The 15,449-nt window shown below is 64.6% G+C and carries 16 protein-coding genes and 1 pseudogene; 10 read left to right on the forward strand and 7 right to left on the reverse strand.

Annotated elements, in window-relative coordinates; genetic code table 11:
- Nucleotides 1-37 precede the first annotated feature (37 nt).
- The 3 genes and pseudogenes from C1720_RS01175 to C1720_RS01185 form a co-directional block, all read right to left on the reverse strand.
- The gene (locus C1720_RS01175) at nt 38-1,726 is read right to left on the reverse strand and encodes a PhoH family protein (RefSeq protein WP_102282955.1); all 1,689 of its coding nucleotides are present in this window, start codon (nt 1,724-1,726) and stop codon (nt 38-40) included.
- Nucleotides 1,727-2,373: 647 nt separating this feature from the next.
- Nucleotides 2,374-2,862: pseudogene (locus C1720_RS14100) on the reverse strand (peroxiredoxin); the annotation flags it as partial.
- Nucleotides 2,863-2,960: 98 nt separating this feature from the next.
- Nucleotides 2,961-3,338 (reverse strand): Mth938-like domain-containing protein, encoded by a 378-nt coding sequence (locus C1720_RS01185; RefSeq protein WP_050715885.1) that lies wholly within the window; start codon nt 3,336-3,338, stop codon nt 2,961-2,963.
- Nucleotides 3,339-3,389: 51 nt separating this feature from the next.
- On the opposite strand from C1720_RS01185, the gene C1720_RS01190 reads away from it, so the two are divergent.
- Nucleotides 3,390-4,691, forward strand: a complete 1,302-nt coding sequence (locus tag C1720_RS01190; protein WP_050715884.1) for a pyridoxal phosphate-dependent aminotransferase — start codon at nt 3,390-3,392, stop codon at nt 4,689-4,691.
- A 253-nt stretch (nt 4,692-4,944) separates the two neighbouring features.
- Here C1720_RS01190 and C1720_RS01195 read toward each other — a convergent pair whose 3' ends face one another.
- The gene (locus tag C1720_RS01195; RefSeq protein WP_050716568.1) at nt 4,945-5,346 is read right to left on the reverse strand and encodes a YccF domain-containing protein; all 402 of its coding nucleotides are present in this window, start codon (nt 5,344-5,346) and stop codon (nt 4,945-4,947) included.
- A 388-nt stretch (nt 5,347-5,734) separates the two neighbouring features.
- Here C1720_RS01195 and C1720_RS01200 point away from each other — a divergent pair, with 388 nt between their 5' ends.
- The 8 genes from C1720_RS01200 to C1720_RS01235 all read left to right on the forward strand — a co-directional run bounded on the left by C1720_RS01200 (nt 5,735) and on the right by C1720_RS01235 (nt 12,282).
- Entirely contained in the window at nt 5,735-7,042 is a 1,308-nt protein-coding gene (locus tag C1720_RS01200) for a replication-associated recombination protein A (protein WP_102282956.1), read from the forward strand.
- 307 nt (nt 7,043-7,349) lie between these two features.
- Nucleotides 7,350-7,712 carry a roadblock/LC7 domain-containing protein gene (locus C1720_RS01205; protein ID WP_050715882.1) on the forward strand — a complete coding sequence of 121 codons (363 nt, stop codon included), beginning with the start codon at nt 7,350-7,352 and terminating at the stop codon, nt 7,710-7,712.
- 21 nt (nt 7,713-7,733) lie between these two features.
- Nucleotides 7,734-8,231: a PAS domain-containing protein gene (locus C1720_RS01210; protein ID WP_102282957.1), complete on the forward strand. Its 498-nt coding sequence runs from the start codon at nt 7,734-7,736 to the stop codon at nt 8,229-8,231.
- Nucleotides 8,228-8,980 carry a phosphate/phosphite/phosphonate ABC transporter substrate-binding protein gene (locus C1720_RS01215; RefSeq protein WP_050715880.1) on the forward strand — a complete coding sequence of 251 codons (753 nt, stop codon included), beginning with the start codon at nt 8,228-8,230 and terminating at the stop codon, nt 8,978-8,980. The genes C1720_RS01210 and C1720_RS01215 overlap by 4 nt, the downstream gene beginning before the upstream one ends.
- 34 nt (nt 8,981-9,014) lie before the next feature.
- A complete protein-coding gene (locus C1720_RS01220; RefSeq protein WP_102282958.1) occupies nt 9,015-9,614 on the forward strand; it encodes a hypothetical protein in 600 nt (199 codons plus the stop codon).
- Nucleotides 9,611-10,834 (forward strand): hypothetical protein, encoded by a 1,224-nt coding sequence (locus tag C1720_RS01225; RefSeq protein ID WP_102282959.1) that lies wholly within the window; start codon nt 9,611-9,613, stop codon nt 10,832-10,834. Before C1720_RS01220 ends, C1720_RS01225 begins: the two co-directional genes overlap by 4 nt.
- 6 nt (nt 10,835-10,840) lie before the next feature.
- Nucleotides 10,841-11,386: a GTP-binding protein gene (locus C1720_RS01230; protein WP_050715877.1), complete on the forward strand. Its 546-nt coding sequence runs from the start codon at nt 10,841-10,843 to the stop codon at nt 11,384-11,386.
- 23 nt (nt 11,387-11,409) lie between these two features.
- Nucleotides 11,410-12,282: a hypothetical protein gene (locus C1720_RS01235; protein WP_199170925.1), complete on the forward strand. Its 873-nt coding sequence runs from the start codon at nt 11,410-11,412 to the stop codon at nt 12,280-12,282.
- Nucleotides 12,283-12,662: 380 nt separating this feature from the next.
- On the opposite strand, the gene cobJ is transcribed toward C1720_RS01235, so the two are convergent.
- Together cobJ and C1720_RS01245 are read right to left on the reverse strand one after the other, a co-directional pair.
- Nucleotides 12,663-13,682 (reverse strand): precorrin-3B C(17)-methyltransferase, encoded by a 1,020-nt coding sequence (gene cobJ, locus C1720_RS01240; RefSeq protein WP_082203252.1) that lies wholly within the window; start codon nt 13,680-13,682, stop codon nt 12,663-12,665.
- A 4-nt stretch (nt 13,683-13,686) separates the two neighbouring features.
- Nucleotides 13,687-14,127, reverse strand: coding sequence for a cobalamin biosynthesis protein (locus C1720_RS01245; RefSeq protein ID WP_102282960.1), 441 nt, complete (start codon nt 14,125-14,127; stop codon nt 13,687-13,689).
- A 155-nt stretch (nt 14,128-14,282) separates the two neighbouring features.
- On the opposite strand from C1720_RS01245, the gene C1720_RS01250 reads away from it, so the two are divergent.
- On the forward strand, nt 14,283-14,642 hold the full coding sequence (locus C1720_RS01250; protein ID WP_156304136.1) for a DUF4870 domain-containing protein: 360 nt from the start codon (nt 14,283-14,285) through the stop codon (nt 14,640-14,642).
- On the opposite strand, the gene C1720_RS01255 is transcribed toward C1720_RS01250, so the two are convergent.
- Nucleotides 14,612-15,403: a cobalamin biosynthesis central domain-containing protein gene (locus tag C1720_RS01255; RefSeq protein ID WP_346429786.1), complete on the reverse strand. Its 792-nt coding sequence runs from the start codon at nt 15,401-15,403 to the stop codon at nt 14,612-14,614. The genes C1720_RS01250 and C1720_RS01255 overlap by 31 nt on opposite strands.
- Nucleotides 15,404-15,449: the final 46 nt, after the last annotated feature.

Below are 15,449 nucleotides of genomic sequence, written 5' to 3' on the forward strand. Positions count from 1 at the left end.
CGAAACAAGGCTCTTTTCCTGTGCATGCCAGCCCGCCTCACAGCACCTCGCTGGCGTAATCGGCCAGGCGCGAGCGCTCGCCACGGGCCAGGGTGATGTGGCCGCCGTGGGGCCAGCCTTTGAAGCGGTCCACGGCGTAGGTCAGGCCGCTGGAGCCTTCGGTGAGGTAGGGGGTGTCGATTTGCGCGAGGTTGCCCATGCAGATGATCTTGCTGCCGGGGCCGGCGCGGGTGATCAGGGTTTTGATTTGCTTGGGGGTGAGGTTCTGCGCTTCGTCAATGATGACCCAGCGGTTGAGGAAGGTGCGGCCGCGCATGAAGTTCATGCTCTTGATCTTGATGCGGCTGCGGATGAGGTCGCCCGTGGCGGCGCGCCCCCAGTCGCCAGCGGCGCTGCCCGCGCCCTGGGTGAGAAATTCAAGGTTGTCGTCCAGCGCGCCCATCCACGGGGCCATTTTTTCTTCTTCGGTGCCGGGCAGAAAGCCGATGCCTTCGCCCACATTGACGGTGGCGCGGGTCATGATGACTTCGGTGTAGCGGCGCTCGTCAAGCACTTGCGCCAGCCCGGCGGCCAGGGCCAGCAGGGTTTTGCCGGTGCCCGCAATGCCGGTGATGGTGACGAAGTCAATGCCGGGGTCCATGAGCAGGTTGAGCGCGTGGTTTTGCTCGCGGTTGCGGGCCGTGACGCCCCAGACGGCGTTTTTGGGGTGGGTGTAGTCCTTGAGGGTTTGCAAGGTGGCGCTTTGGCCGTCCACTTCGGTCACGCGGGCGTAGAGGCTGCTTTGGCCCGGGGCTTCGTACCAGACGAACTGGTTGGGCAGCAGGCTGGCGGCGAGCTTGCCGCTGATGCGATAGAAGGTGTGCGCGCCGTCGGGCCAGCTTTCAAGGCGGCTGCCCTGATCGGCCCAGAAGTTTTCGGGCAGCGCAAGCGCGCCGCTGTAGAGCAAGTCGCCATCTTGCAGGGTTTTGTCGTTTTCATAGTCTTCGGCGGCCAGACCGAGGGCGCGCGCCTTGACGCGCATGTTGATGTCTTTGGTGACGAGAACGACAGGGCGGCCCGCGTGTTGCTGCGCGAGGGCGGCGACGACTTCCAGAATCTGGTTGTCGGCCTTGCCCTGCGGCAGCAGCTGGGCCGTGGCGGCGTGCAGCGGGGCGGTCTGAAACCAGAGCTTGCCGCCCGCCTCAAGGTGCCCGCTGGCGGACAGGGGCAGGCCGACGGCCATGTCGGCATGGGCCACGAGCAGGTCAAGCTGGCGGCTGACCTGGCGCGCGTTGCGGGCGATTTCGCTGGCGCCTTTTTTGTGCGCATCCAGCTCTTCGAGCACGACCATGGGCAGGAAGATGTCGTGCTCTTCAAAGCGGAACAGGGCCGTGGGGTCGTGCAGGAGCACATTGGTGTCCAGCACGAAGAGCTTGACGGCTTCCGGCGCGGCGGCGCGGCGGGTTTTTGCGGGTTTTGCGGCCTTCGCGGGCTTTTTGACGGCGGGCTGGACGGCAGGCGGCTGGCTTGCAGACGGCTGGGTGGCGGGCTGCGCTGCGGGCACGGCGGCGTTCAGCGCAAGGGCTGGCGCTTGCGCGGCCTGCGCGGCGGTTTTTCTGCTTTTGGCGGGCGCGGCCTTGGCGCTGCGGGCTTTGCGGGCGGCGGCGTTATGGGCATCACGATCGGCATAAGCCTGCGCAGGCAAAACGGCGGCGCGCTTGGCTGGGGCGGGTGGCAGGGGCGGCATGTGTGTTTCTCCGGATCATGACCAGCGCGCTCAAAAAAGCCGCAGCGCGTGAAGGCATGAAAAGGTTTGAATGTGCGGCGAAAAGAAAGCCGCTCCGTTTTGGGGCGGAGCGGCTGCATGCATTGGAACGGTTGGGGCGGCTTGAACGGTCAAGCTGGCGCTCAGGCGCTGGCGGATTTGGCCGCCCTGCTTGCCGGAGCGGCTTTTTTCACGGCTTTTGCCGTTTTGGCGCTGGCTGCGGTTTCAGGGGCTTTTTCAGCTTTTGCGGCCTTTTCAGCTTTCACGGTTTTCGTGGTTTTTGCAGCCTTCGCGGTTTTTGTGGTTTTCGCAGTTTCCGTGGTTTTAGGGGTTTTTTCAGGCGCTTTTTCAGCTTTGACGGCTTGGGACGTTTTCCCGGTTTGCGTGGTTTTTTCAGCCTTGGCGGTTTTGGGCGCTTTTACGGGTTTATCTGCTTTTGCGGTTTTGGCAGTTGAGGCCGTTTTTTCGCTCTTTTCCGCTTTTACGGGCTTTTCAGCCTTTGCGGTTTTGGCCGGTTTCTCCGCCTTGGCCGTTTCTTCAGCCCTGGCTGGTTTTTCAGCCTTGGCTGGCTTTTCACTTTTTGCGGGCTTTTTCACGGCTTTTTCGGCCGTTTTCCGAGGAGCGGATTTTTCCTTATGCCCGCTCAAGGCTCTGACGGCCTCAAGCACTTCGTCCACGTGGCTGTGATCATCGTCCTTCACGCTCACGCGGCGCCATTCCTGCACGAGCACGCCTTCGGCATTAATGAGGAAAGTGCTGCGCTCAATGCCTTTTACCTTGCGGCCATACATGATTTTGTTTTTGACCACGCCGAACATATGGCACATTTTCTCTTCGGTATCGGCAATCAGCTCGAAGGGCAGTTTCAGCTTGGCCTTGAAGGCGTCGTGCGATTTCATGTTGTCGCGGCAGACGCCGAAAACGGTGGCGCCCGCCTTGACGAATTCTTCGTGCTGATCGCGAAAATGCGAGGCTTCAGCCGTGCAGCCGGGGGTATCGTCCTTCGGGTAGAAGTAGAGCACCAGCACCTGCCCCGCATGAGAGATGTTGGTGACCTGGACTCCTCCGGTGGCCATGGCTTCAAATTCGGGCAGAGGTTTGTTGATGACGATCGCCATTGAAATTCTTGCTTTCTTGGAGGAGGGACCAGACAGCGCCTTGTTTTGGGCCTTTTGAAGCCTCAAGGCATGCGCACTGCACATCAAAGCGGGCGATTTTAACCGATTGGCTCCATCAGTAAGGCCAGCAATACGCGCCTGCCTTCATCGGCCAGGATGTTGAAGGTGCGGCAGGCGGCGGGCGTGTCCATGGTTTCCAGGCCGATACGTTTTTCCACCAATGGCCTGATCCATGCGGGCTTGGGAAAACGCAGCCGCTGCCCGCTGCCGAAAATGACCAGCTCCGGCCCTTTTTCGGCCAGGCCGGCAAAAGCGGCTGCATCCAGCGCCTCGAATGAATTCACGCCCCACGGCGTCCACGGCTGGCCTGCTTGCAGGATCAGGCTCTGGCCGATGCGCTCCGCGCCAAGGGCGATCCAGCCGGGGCCGTAGGCGGTAATGGTGTGGGCGTGAGCGGGTTCGGGCTGGAATTTCATGGAGGCAGGTTCAAAATGGCGGCTTTTTTCCCGCGATTTTGCTCCGCAGCCATGAACCCCATCCGCAAATCAGCCAAGCTGGCCCACGTGCTTTATGACGTGCGCGGCCCCATCGTCGATGCCGCCCGGCAGATGGAAGACGAGGGCCAGAAGATCATCCGCCTGAACATCGGCAACATGGCGCCCTTCGGCTTTGACGCGCCCGAAGAAATCCAGCAGGACATGATCCGCAACCTGCCCAATTCGGCGGGCTACTCCGACAGCAAGGGCCTGTTTGCCGCCCGCAAGGCCGTCATGCACTACTCGCAGCAGCAGGGCGTGGCGGGCGTCACGCTGGAGGACGTGTACCTGGGCAACGGCGCCAGCGAGCTGATCGTGATGGCCACGCAGGCGCTGCTCAACGATGGCGATGAGCTGCTCGTGCCTTCACCCGACTATCCGCTGTGGACGGCCGCCGTCAGCCTGGCTGGCGGCAAGCCCGTGCACTACGTGTGCGATGAAGAGCAAGGCTGGCTGCCCGATCTGGACGATATGCGCCGCAAAGTCACGCCGCGCACGCGGGGCATCGTCGTCATCAACCCCAACAACCCCACCGGCGCGCTCTACCCTGATGAAACGCTGCGGGGCATCATCCAGATCGCCCGTGAAAAGGGCCTGATGCTGCTGGTCGATGAGGTGTACGACAAGATTCTTTACGACGGCGCGCGCCACACCGCCCTGGCCAGCCTCTGCACGGATGTGCTCGTGCTCACCTTCAACTCCCTGTCCAAGGCCTACCGCTCCTGCGGCTACCGCGCCGGCTGGATGGTGATTTCGGGCGACAAAAGCATGGCGCGCGACTACATCGAGGGCCTGAACATGCTCGCCAACCTCAAGCTGGGCAGCAACGTGCCCGGCCAATACGCCATCCAGACCGCGCTGGGCGGCTACCAGAGCATCCAAGACCTCGTCAAGGAAGGCGGCCGCCTGCGCCGCCAGCGCGATCTGGCCTGGCAGCTCGTCACCGCCATACCGGGCGTCACCTGCGTCAAGCCCCAGGCGGCGCTGTACATGTTCCCCCGGCTGGATGCGCGCATGTACCCCATCGCCGACGACCGCCAGTTCTTCATGCAAGTGCTGCGCGCCACGCGCGTCATGCTCGTGCAAGGCAGCGGCTTCAACTACCCGGACAACCACCACTTCCGCCTCGTCTTCCTCCCTTATGAAGACGACCTGCGCGAGGCCCTGGGGCGCCTGGCGCGCTTTCTGGAGCAATACCGCCAGCGCCACACGGGCGAAACCCTTGCCGCGCCCGCCAGCCCGGGCGCAGCCAAAGCCGCCCCGAAAGAAACGAAACCGGCGCCCGCCGCATAAGCCCGCCCGCGATCCGCCCGCCCGCGATCCGCCCGCGAGGCGCAAGCCAGCAGGCAGCCCGCGCCGCAAACCTGCCCGCCAGAATGAACCAAAAACAGGAGCGAATTCAGGCCGGTCGAAATACCGCTTCGCACAATATCCACTAGGACCTATTGCTACGAATAGAGGAGCAAACTAGACGCACCCGCCCAGCCCTTGTCGCGGCCTGCACTCCGCTCCACGTGCGGGCCTGCCGCTTGCCCTGAACCGGCTCTCAGCGCCTGACCACGATGGTTTTGCCTATGGGCATGAGCGCGATGGCAGCCAGCTTCAGATGCTGCCAGCCGAAGGGAATGCCGATAAGGGTGACAAAGCACACCAGCGCCGAACCAAGATGGCCCAGGGCCAGCCAAAGGCCCGCAAACACGAACCAGACGAGATTGCCCAGCAAGCCCAGCGCGCCCGTGCCCAGGTCATCGCGGCCCGTGACCTGGCGGCGATCCACCGCCTCGCGCCCGAAAGGCCACAAGGCAAACTGCCCAATAACAAAACACGCCCGCGCCCACGGCAGGCCAATGAGGGTGATGGCCATGATCACCCCCGCCAGCCACCAGCCCAGCGCCATGGGCAAACCGCCCAGAATGAACCAGAGAAGATTGAACAAGAAGCGCAGCATGGCGTTTTCGTCTTTCAGAAAGTGGGAAGGGAGCAAGCGGGCAGGCCAACCCCGCAAGACCGCCAGCCCGGCTGGCGGCGGCCGGTGGAATATAGGCAACGCCAGGCAAGGCGCATGCAGGTCAGCGTGCAAGAAAGCAGACGGGCTATGGTCAGCAGGCTCTTTCACCCTGTTTTTGCTCCGTTATACATAGCATGATGTCCTAGTGGATACTGCGCAAAGGCCGTTTTCAATCCCTTGAATCCGCTCCTGTTTTTGATGTGAAGCTGCTTGCGGCGGCGGCCCGGGCCGTCTGGAAGAACAGGGCGCTGGCGCGCATGGAGCCAGGCCGCGCGGCAAGGCCGCAGCGCAGGGCTGGCGCGCTTTCGCGTATGGCATATTTCTCTTCATGCCCCAAGCTCTCCACGTGCCCCTGCCTGAACGCCTGCGTCCGCGCACCCTGGCGCAAGTGGTGGGGCAGCAGCACCTGCTGGGCGAGGGCATGCCGCTGCGGCTGGCGTTTGAATCGGGGCAGCCGCACAGTTGCATTCTCTGGGGGCCGCCGGGCACGGGCAAAACGACCATCGCACGGCTGATGGCGCAGGCGTTTGACGCGCAGTTCATCACCATCAGCGCCGTGCTGGGCGGCGTGAAAGACATCCGCGAAGCCGTGGAGCGCGCCCAGGCCGCGCAAGAGGGCCTTGCGCCGCAGGCCACCATCGTGTTTGTGGATGAAGTGCACCGCTTCAACAAAAGCCAGCAAGATGCCTTTTTGCCGCACGTAGAAAGCGGCTTGTTCACCTTCATCGGCGCGACCACGGAAAACCCCTCGTTTGAAGTCAATTCCGCCCTGCTTTCGCGCGCGGCGGTGTACGTGCTCAAGGCGCTGGAAGAAGCGGATTTGCGCGAAATCCTGGCCCGCGCCCTGGCCGCGCTGGACGGCCTGGCCGCCGAGCCGGCCGCATCTGACCGCCTGGTGGCCTATGCCGATGGCGACGCGCGCCGCCTGCTCAATACGCTGGAGACGCTGGCGGTGGCCGCGCGCGCCGAAAAACGCGCGCGCATCACGGATGAGTGGCTGCTGAAAGTGCTGGGCGAGCGCCTGCGCCGCTACGACAAGGGCGGCGAGCAGTTCTACGACACCATCAGCGCCCTGCACAAAAGCGTGCGCGGCAGCGACCCGGACGCCGCGCTGTACTGGCTGGCGCGCATGCTCGATGGCGGCGTGGACGCGCGCTACATCGCCCGCCGCCTGATCCGCATGGCCAGTGAAGACATCGGCCTGGCCGACCCGCGCGCCTTGCGCCTGGCGCTGGACGCTGCCGAGGTTTATGAGCGCCTGGGCAGCCCCGAAGGCGAGCTGGCGCTGGCCCAGTGCGCGCTGTATCTGGCCGTGGCCCCCAAGAGCAACGCCGCCTACGTGGCCTACAAGCGCGCCCGCGCCTTCGTGCGTGAAGACGGCACCCGCCCCGTGCCCATGCACTTGCGCAGCGCGCCCACCCAGTTGATGAAGCAGCTGGGCCACGGCGCGGGCTACCGCTACGCGCATGACGAGCCGGACGCTTTTGCCGCCGGCGAGCGCTATTTGCCCGACGGCATGGCGCCGCCCGGCTTTTACGAACCCGCCCCGCGCGGGCTGGAAATCAGGATTGGCGAAAAACTGGCCGAGCTGGCGCGGCGCAATCAGGCCGCAGCAGGCAGCTCACCAGCGGAATGAAGCCGCAGCCGGAGCGAACGCGCGCGGGCAAGGCCAGACAAGCCCCGGCAAGCCAAGGGCAAACCCGAAATCCGGCGGCAGGGGTGTTGCTTACAAACCATCAAACCCTGTAACTATTTGGCATTTCCCAAATGAATTTGCGCCCGGCCCCGGCAGCGGGGCCATAAACGGCGGTGGCCTAGGTATCATGCGGAAATCCGCCGGTTTTCTTGCGGATACAACTGGCATGAAGTCTGTAACACATTCTGCGCAGCGCATGCCGGTCTCCCCTTTCGTTTCACGCCAACTCCAAAGATAGGAAAAACTCATGCGCACTGACATGTTTCAACAGGTGCTGGAAGAACTCAAAGGCTCTTCCGCAGACGTCGAAGCCTCGGCTTTGATCTCGACCGACGGTCTGATGATTGCCTCCTCCCTGCCCAACGGCATGGACGAAGACCGGGTAGGCGCCATGTCAGCCGCCCTGCTGTCCCTGGGTGACCGCGCAGCGCGCGAACTGGCTCGCGGCACGCTGGAGCGCGTGCTGCTGCAAGGCGAGCGCGGCTACGTGATCATGAGTTCCGCTGGCAGCGAAGCCGTGCTGACGGTGCTGGCGCGCCACAACGCCAAGCTGGGCTTGCTGTTTCTGGACATCAAGCGTGCCGCCGAAGCCCTGGCCAAGATGGTCTGATTGCAGGAGGCTTGAAACATCATGGCCATGCCAACCATGCAGCCGCCCGCCGAGCCGGCGCGGCAATGTGAATACAAGTACTTTGACGGCACAACCCGCACGCTGTACGTGACGGAAAAGGAATTTCCCTATCCGGAAGGGCGCCTCATCATCTCGCGCACGGACCTGAACGGCATCATCACCCACGCCAACGAGGCGTTCGTGGAGCTTTCAGGCTGGAACCGCGAAGACCTCATCGGCCAGCCCCACGCCATCTTGCGCCACCCCGACATGCCCGCAGCCGCCTTCAAAGACCTGTGGGACACCCTCAAGGCCGGCAAGAAGTGGTTCGGCTACGTGAAGAACCTGCGCAAGGACGGCGGCCACTACTGGGTGTACGCCACGGCCGTGCCCAACGTGCGCAACGGCCAGGTGGTGGGCTACACCTCCGTGCGCCGCGAGCCTTCGCGCAAGAAGATCGAGGAAATGACCGCCCTGTACAAGAAGATGCTGGCGGAAGAAAAAGGAGGCCAGGCATGACGCTGAACTTGTTGATTGCTCCCGACTTCGCGCCTGAACGCTTTGCGGGCTGGCACATGCTCAACACGCTGCTGCAAAAAAAATCGGGCATTCACATCCATCTGATGACGCCCGCTTCGGCCGCCGAGCAGGCCGAGCTGATTGCTTCCGGCAAAGTCGATGGCGTGTACGCCAATCCGTTTGACGCGGCTTCCATGATTCGCGATGCTGGCTACAAGGCCATCGCGCGCCCCATCGCCAAGTCGGACGAAATGGTGATCGCCACTGGCGCCAACACGGCCTACGAAACGGCGCGCGACCTCAAGCCCGGCTGCACCATTGCCCTCACGGACAACCGCGACGTCAAGCTCATCGGCCTGCGCCTGCTGGAAGTGGCTGATTTGAAAGAGCCTGACATCAAGTGGAATCTGGTGGAAAACTACCAGGCCGCTGCGCGCCTGGCCATCAAGGGCGAGGTCGATGCCGCTTTTTTCCTGGCCGAAGCCTACAACTCGCTTTCCGGCCTGACGCGCAAGCAGATGAAGGTGCTGGTGGAAAGCAAGCTGGCCGACATCACCCACGTCTTTCTGCTGAATTCGCGCATTTCCGCAGAAGACAGCGCCCGCTTCGCGCAGGCCCTGTTGGAGCTCAAGGGCACGCCAGACGGCCAGCCCGTGCTGGACGAGCTGGGCATGAGCGGCGGCTTCGAGGTCATGGCCGAAGAAGACGCCGAATTCATGATCGACCTGATGGACACCTTGCTGGAGTGAGCCTGGCTTTCGCCCCGCTTGCCTGACGCCGCTCATGCAAACCCCTTTGCCACAAGCGCCGGAAACCGCCAGCTGGCGCGCGCGCGCCAGCTTTCGCGCCGCCGGGCGGCGCGTGCTGCGCGATCCGGCCCGGCGCGAAGCGCATTGGCAGCGGGTGCAGGCCGCGCTGGCGCTGCCCGGCAGCGAACCCGTTCAGGGCGCGCTGGTGGACATGCTTCACGCCTGCCCGCCTGACGCCGCAGACTTTGAGACGAAGTGGCAGCAGTTGGGCGTGGCCAGGCGGCTCGCCCCTTTGACAGCCAAGTCTCTCCATCAGGCGGGCCGCAGCGGGCAGGCGCTGCCCCGCGTCAGCCGCTATGCCACGCGCTGGTGCGTACTGGCCGCGCCCGCGCTGGACGGCCCGCGCCGCGCGCTGCTGTGCGGCGCGGATGACTCCAGAAACATGGCTGCCACGGCCTTGCGGGCCATCGGCAGCGGAGACACCTCGGAGGAGCAGCATTTTCTGGCGCATTGCGAGGGCGCCCACGATGCACTGGCCTTCATGCTGGCGCGCCGCGCGTTGCTGCGGCAGGGCATAGAGCCAGGCCCCGAATGGATGCGCGTGTTTGCCTTTCTCCAAGGAGAAAAAGAATGAAGAAGATACTGTTGGTCGGCCTGACGGACCAGGAAGCGGCCGCCATCGAAATCATGATTGGCATGAACTGGCGCGATGCCCAATGCACCGTGCTGCGCCGCAGCCTTTCGCTGGCCATGCCCGAGCAAACGCCCGAGGCGCTGGCCTGCACGCATTGCGTGGTGGACTTGTTCGGCCTGGGCATGCGCAAATACAGCGCCGAAAACGCCGAGCGCCTCATGGCCTTTCTGGGCGGCCGCTCCGCCGTGGCGCTGGCCTGGGGCGCCGATGGCGGCGGCTGGACGGGGCAAAAGCTGCCTCTGGCTGCCGGCCAGGTGCTGGAGCTGCTGGTCATGCCCTATTCCAGCCACGACATGAAAACGGCGCTGGGCAAGGTGCGGGAAGGCAAGGCGCCGGCGGAAATGGCCGCAGCGCCAGCGGGCCGCGCCTCTGCCGCGCCTTCCGGCGGCCTGGGCCAGATCCTCAGCCAGGCCCGCACGGGCAGCGGCTCCGCGCCCGAGCCTGCGCCCGACAAGGAAGTCGGCCTGCTCAAAGGCGCCATCCCCATTCTTCTGCATGCGTTTCCCGACTTGCAGGGCAATCCGTTTTTCAGGCTGGTGCAGCAAATCATCAGCCATGAAGGTCCGCAGGTTCTGACCTTTGGCGATGAAATGTTCTTCATCCTCGCGCCGCGCGAGGGCTGGATCGCCTCGCCCCTGCCGCTGGCCAGCATGGCCAAGATGGCCGCCTCTTCCAGCCTGCTGGGCAGCGCAAAGGCAACGCCGCTGCCCCCGCATCAGGTGGAAGAAGAGCTGCGCCGGCACTTTGGCGAAGGCTTCCGGCAGGCGCAAAAGCCGCTGGATTTTCTGTGCTGGGTGCTGGCCGACAGCACGCTCCGGCAGAACCCGCCGCAGCGCAGGGCCGATCTGCGCTTTCGCCTGCGGCGCTTTCCCAATTTCACGCTGCTGCCCAACACCAGCAACTTTGAAATCCAGCTGGCGGCCATCTGCTCGCGCGCGCCCCAGTCGCTGGAAAAACTCTGCCGCAGCTTTCCACAGCACGACCCAGCCGACATTGCGCGCTTTGCCATTTTGTGCATCGTCTCCGGTTCGGCCGTGGCGTTGCCGGCTTCCGCGCCCATTGCCGCGCCCGCGCCCGTGCCTGCGGCAGCTGCCAAGCCTGCCCACGCCCAGGCCGCGCGCAAGGGCTTTTTCAAATCACTGCTCGACAAGCTTTTCTGATCTTTTATGGCGAATGTTTACAAGCTCGTATTTGCCGGCCCGGTGGGCGCTGGCAAAACCACGGCCATCCAGTCCCTGTCGGACATCGAAGTGGTGCGCACGGAGGCCAACGCCACCGACGAAGTGCGCCTGCTCAAGCAAACCACCACCGTGGCCATGGACTACGGGCGCATGAACCTGCCCAACGGCGATCAGGTGCGCCTCTTTGGCACGCCTGGCCAAAAGCGCTTTGATTTCATGTGGGACATCCTCACTGAAAACGCCCTGGGCCTGGTGCTCATGCTCAATGCCGCCTCGCCCGACCCGGTGGATGACTTGCGCTCTTACGTGAACGCCTTCCGCAGCTTCATAGACAGCACGGCGCTCGTGGTGGGCCTCACGCACGTTGAAAACGGCAGCTGGGACACGCGCCAGCGCCTGGCCCGCGAGCTGGACCAGATGGGCCTGTCGGCCTCCGTCATGGACACCGACGCCCGCAGCCGCGCGCACATGTCGGCGCTGGTCAAAGCGCTCATCTACGGCATTGATCCCTTCACTGGCGTCGAGTCCTGAACCGGCAGCCTGCCCCGCTCACCATGCTGAACCCGCAAGCCCCGCAGGGCGCGCAAGCCGCCCCACGCGACCCGTTTTTGATGCTCACGCCCGCTGGCGCGCTGCGCGCCCATGCCAGGGCGCAGCCTGACAAAGACGGCGCCGAGCTGCAAACGCTGATGAACGGCCTGGGCGCGCCCCTGCGCAGCGCCTGGCTGGCCGAATCGCCCGCCCGCCGCGCCCTGCTGACCGAGGCGCTGCAAAAAGGCTGGGTGCAGGAAATGGCCCATCCCCTGGCCGCGCCCAACGTCTCGCTGGACAGCTACCTGCCGCACGCCATCGCGGGCCTGTCAGGCGAGCGCATGGCCGCGCTCTCATCCGACGAAGGCTTTTGCCTGGCCCGCGTGGGCTACAGCGAAGACGAAGCCGAGACCCTGTGCGCCGCCGCCGTGGAGTTCTTTGACTTCGCCGCCCGGCAAAAGCAGCGCGGCTGGCGCGGCGGACAGGCCATTTGCATGCACGAAGACCTTGACATGCTCATGCCCCGCACCACCTTCATGCTCTTCTGGGTGGACGGCATCGGCTACTGGATCATCGTGGGCGGCGAGCCGCTGCTCAACAACAACGCCTTCGTGGAACTGGTGTGGGGCCTGCGCGCGGCAGGCGTGCGCTTCAGAATGAAAACCGAGCGCCGCCCCTCCATCCTCAAAGGCGAAGTTCAAGACACGCACAAACCTTCCATTCTCAAAGGCGAGGTCACGCTGGAGCAGGCGCCTTCCATCCTCAAGGGCGAAGTGCGCATTGAACAAGCACCCTCCATCCTCAAAGGCGAGGTTCAGGACACGCACAAGCCCTCCATCCTCAAAGGCGAAGTTGTGCTGGAGCAAGCGCCCTCCATTCTCAAGGGCCAAGCCTGAGCTTTTGAGCCTGCGGGCAAGGGGCTGATTCAAGCAGCAGCGTCCCGCCATCCGCCCGCTGCGCGGAAAACGCGGCCCGGAACAGGCGCGGCATTCACAAAGAAGAAACCAAGCTATTTCGCTCCTGAATCCATAGCGTGATGTCCTAGTGGAAAGTGCGCAAAACGGCATTTCAGGCCCTCATATTTGCTCCTGTTTTTAGGGCCTGTTCAGCGTCTGGCCGTGAGGGGCTGCGGATCGGAAGGGCTGCAAGACGCAGACGGGTCTGGTGAGCCGAGGGTTTGCAAGACTCACGAGCGCCTGAGGCCGCGCCTTCCGCGCCCGCAGGCAGATTGCCTACAGGCGCCCTGAAGCTGCGGGAAGTCCGCTTTCCGCCTTCGTCAGTCTTGGCCCGTTTCGGCTGCCGCAGCGTCTTCCGGAGGGTCGGCCAGGGCGGCTTGCAGGTAATCCGCCGGCAGGCCGTCGCGCGCGGCCAGGGCTTGCAGGCTGTGCCCGGCGGCCAGGTCTTCGCGCAGCGATTGCAGCCAGCCGTCCAGCCCGCTGGAGAGCGAGCGGCCCGCTTTTTCGCCTTCGTGGGTAACGCGGCCTTCGCCGCTGACGCCGTATTTGTTGGCGTAGCCGCGCGGGGTGACCATCAGGCCGTGGCGCGTGAAGGTGTGGCTGTTGCCAATGAGCACGGTGCTGAGCATGCCGATGTCGGCTTCGGCCATGTGCGCCAGCGTGGTGTGCGCAATGTGCTGGCGGCGGCGCCACGCGCTTTTGACGATGGCCACGGGCGTGCCGGGGCTGCGGTGGCGCAAGAAGATGCGCTGCGCCTGCACGATCTGGCGCGTGCGGCGGCCGCTTTTGGGGTTGTAGAGCGCAGTGACGAAATCGGCCGCCGCCGCCGCTTCCAGCCGGCGGGCAATGGCGGGCCAGGGCGTGAGCAGGTCCGAGAGCGAGATGGCGCAAAAGTCGTGCGTGAGAGGCGCGCCCACCAGCGCCGCGCAGCTGTTGAGGGCCGACGCGCCGGGGATGATTTCAACCGTCACGTCGTCATCGGGCGTCCAGCCGGCCTGAAAGAGCACTTCATACGTGGGGCCGGCCATGCCGTAAACGCCCGCGTCGCCCGAGGAGATGAGCGCCACTTTCTTGCCCTGGCGGGCTTTTTCGAGGGCGCTGATGGCGCGGTCAATCTCTTCGGTCATGGCCTTGCGGATGACTTCCTTGCCCTCCAGCAAATCGGCCACGAGCTTGATGTAGGTGACGTAGCCAATGACGACATCGGCCTGGGCAATGGCTTCGCGCGCGCGCGCAGTCATGTGCGCGGCATGGCCGGGGCCGATGCCCACCAGCGCGATGGAGCCGCTGCGGGCGGGCGCGGGTGAAGAAGAAGGGGAAAGCGGGTTGGCGTCGTTCATGGGTTCAGTCATTGGGCAAAGCGGCCGATTCTGGCGGCACGCGCGCGATGGAGACCGTGGCGTTGCGCCCGTCGGGGCCGCGCAGGCGGTGTTTTTCCACCACCAGCGCGCTCATGGGCGCGGGCTGCTGCCCGCCGCCCGCTGCCAGCAGCGCGGCTGCCTCGCTGACCGATGGCGTGCCGGTGTAGCGCAGCACGGTTTCAGACGGATTGGGCACGGGCACGGCGGCCAGTTCGGCGGGCGTGTAAAAGCGCATGGGCCAGCCGCGCTCGGCCACCAGCGCCAGCAGGCCCGGCTCTTTTGCCTTGAGCGTGATGCTGGCGGCCGCCACGATGTGCCCGGGCGCAATGCCCGCGCGCGCCAGCGCCTGCTCCAGCGCGGTGCGCAAGGTTTCAAGGGGCGTTCGGCTGTCGCAGCCCAGGCCCACGGCAAAGAAAGAAGTCATGCGGCTGAATCCAAGATCAATGAAAACAAAATCGTGGCATATGCCTTGAATATCCATCCGGGGCCATTCCGGGAGCGGCATTTCAGGCGCAGCCCGTCAGATTCCGAACAGGTTCTTACAATTTGCGCCGCCTCATTTTTCAGGAGCAACGCGCCGTGCAACCGCCTCTTTCTCCCATGCCGCCCCGCCGCAGCGGCAGCAGCAATCTGTTCGCCGTTTTCGCCCATCTGGGCTGTTTTTTCTTTCCCATTCTCGTGCCGCTGGTCATTTACCTGCTCACCAAGGATGAACCCGGCGAACAATTCGCCGCTGGCAACGCGCGTGAATCGCTCAATTTCCAGATCACGCTCTGCATTGCGGGCATGGTGTGCGGCATTCTGATTTTTGCCGCCATCGGCCTGGTTTTGCTGCCCCTGCTGGGCCTTTACGGCGGCGTTTGCATCATCATCGCCGCCATCAAGGCGGCCAACGGCCAGATCTGGCGCTATCCGCTGACTTTGCGGCTCATCAAATAAAGCGGCTCTTTGTCTTTCCGGAGTGACGATTCGGGCGGGGTCAAATAAAGCACCAGGCGGCCTTTGGCCTTTTCCCACCATTCAGACTGGATCGCCGCAGCGTCCGCCGTGGCCCAGAGCACGGCGGCGAAAGCATCCAGCGGCACGTCGGTCATGCGGCTGAAAACACGGATGTTGGCGGGCAGCGGCGCGGCGTGCGGCCACCAGTGGCGCAGGCAGCCCGCTTCCTGCACGAAGGCCACCGGCTCGCCATTGACCACACAGGCTGCGGCGCGCGTGAGGTTTTCCTTGGGCGCAATGGCCCGCCAGCCGTGCTCGCGGCCCAGAATGTCCACGGCCAGCGTGCCCATGACGTCTGATGCAGTGGTGATGACCGGCACAGCCCCCAGCAGCGCCGCCACGCGCTGCGCCCATTCATTGGCGCCGCCCACGTGGCCGGAGAGCACGGCAATGGCAAAGCGCCCCGCTTCATCCACCACCACCACGCCGGGGTCCTCCGCCTTCGACTTGAGGTGCGGCGCCAGCAGCCGCACCATCGCCCCCAGCGAAACAAAGCACACCAGCTGCTCATGCGCGGCCAGCAGCGGGCCGATTTCGCCGCGCAGCGCGCCTTCATAAATGCGCCGGGGGTTGGGCAGCTCCGCCAGCGGCGCGGCCCACCTGGCCGGAGCGCACACTGTGGCCTGCGGCCAGTGCCGCGCCAGCCGCGCGGCCAGCGCCACGCCCTGGCGGGTGATGGCCAGCAGGGCAATGCGGGGCAAGGCGCCAGGTGAAGACGGGGAGTTCATGGCGATTCGCCGCGCCGGG

It is taken from the genome of Ottowia massiliensis, assembly GCF_900240305.1.
GTDB lineage: Bacteria > Pseudomonadota > Gammaproteobacteria > Burkholderiales > Burkholderiaceae_C > Ottowia > Ottowia massiliensis.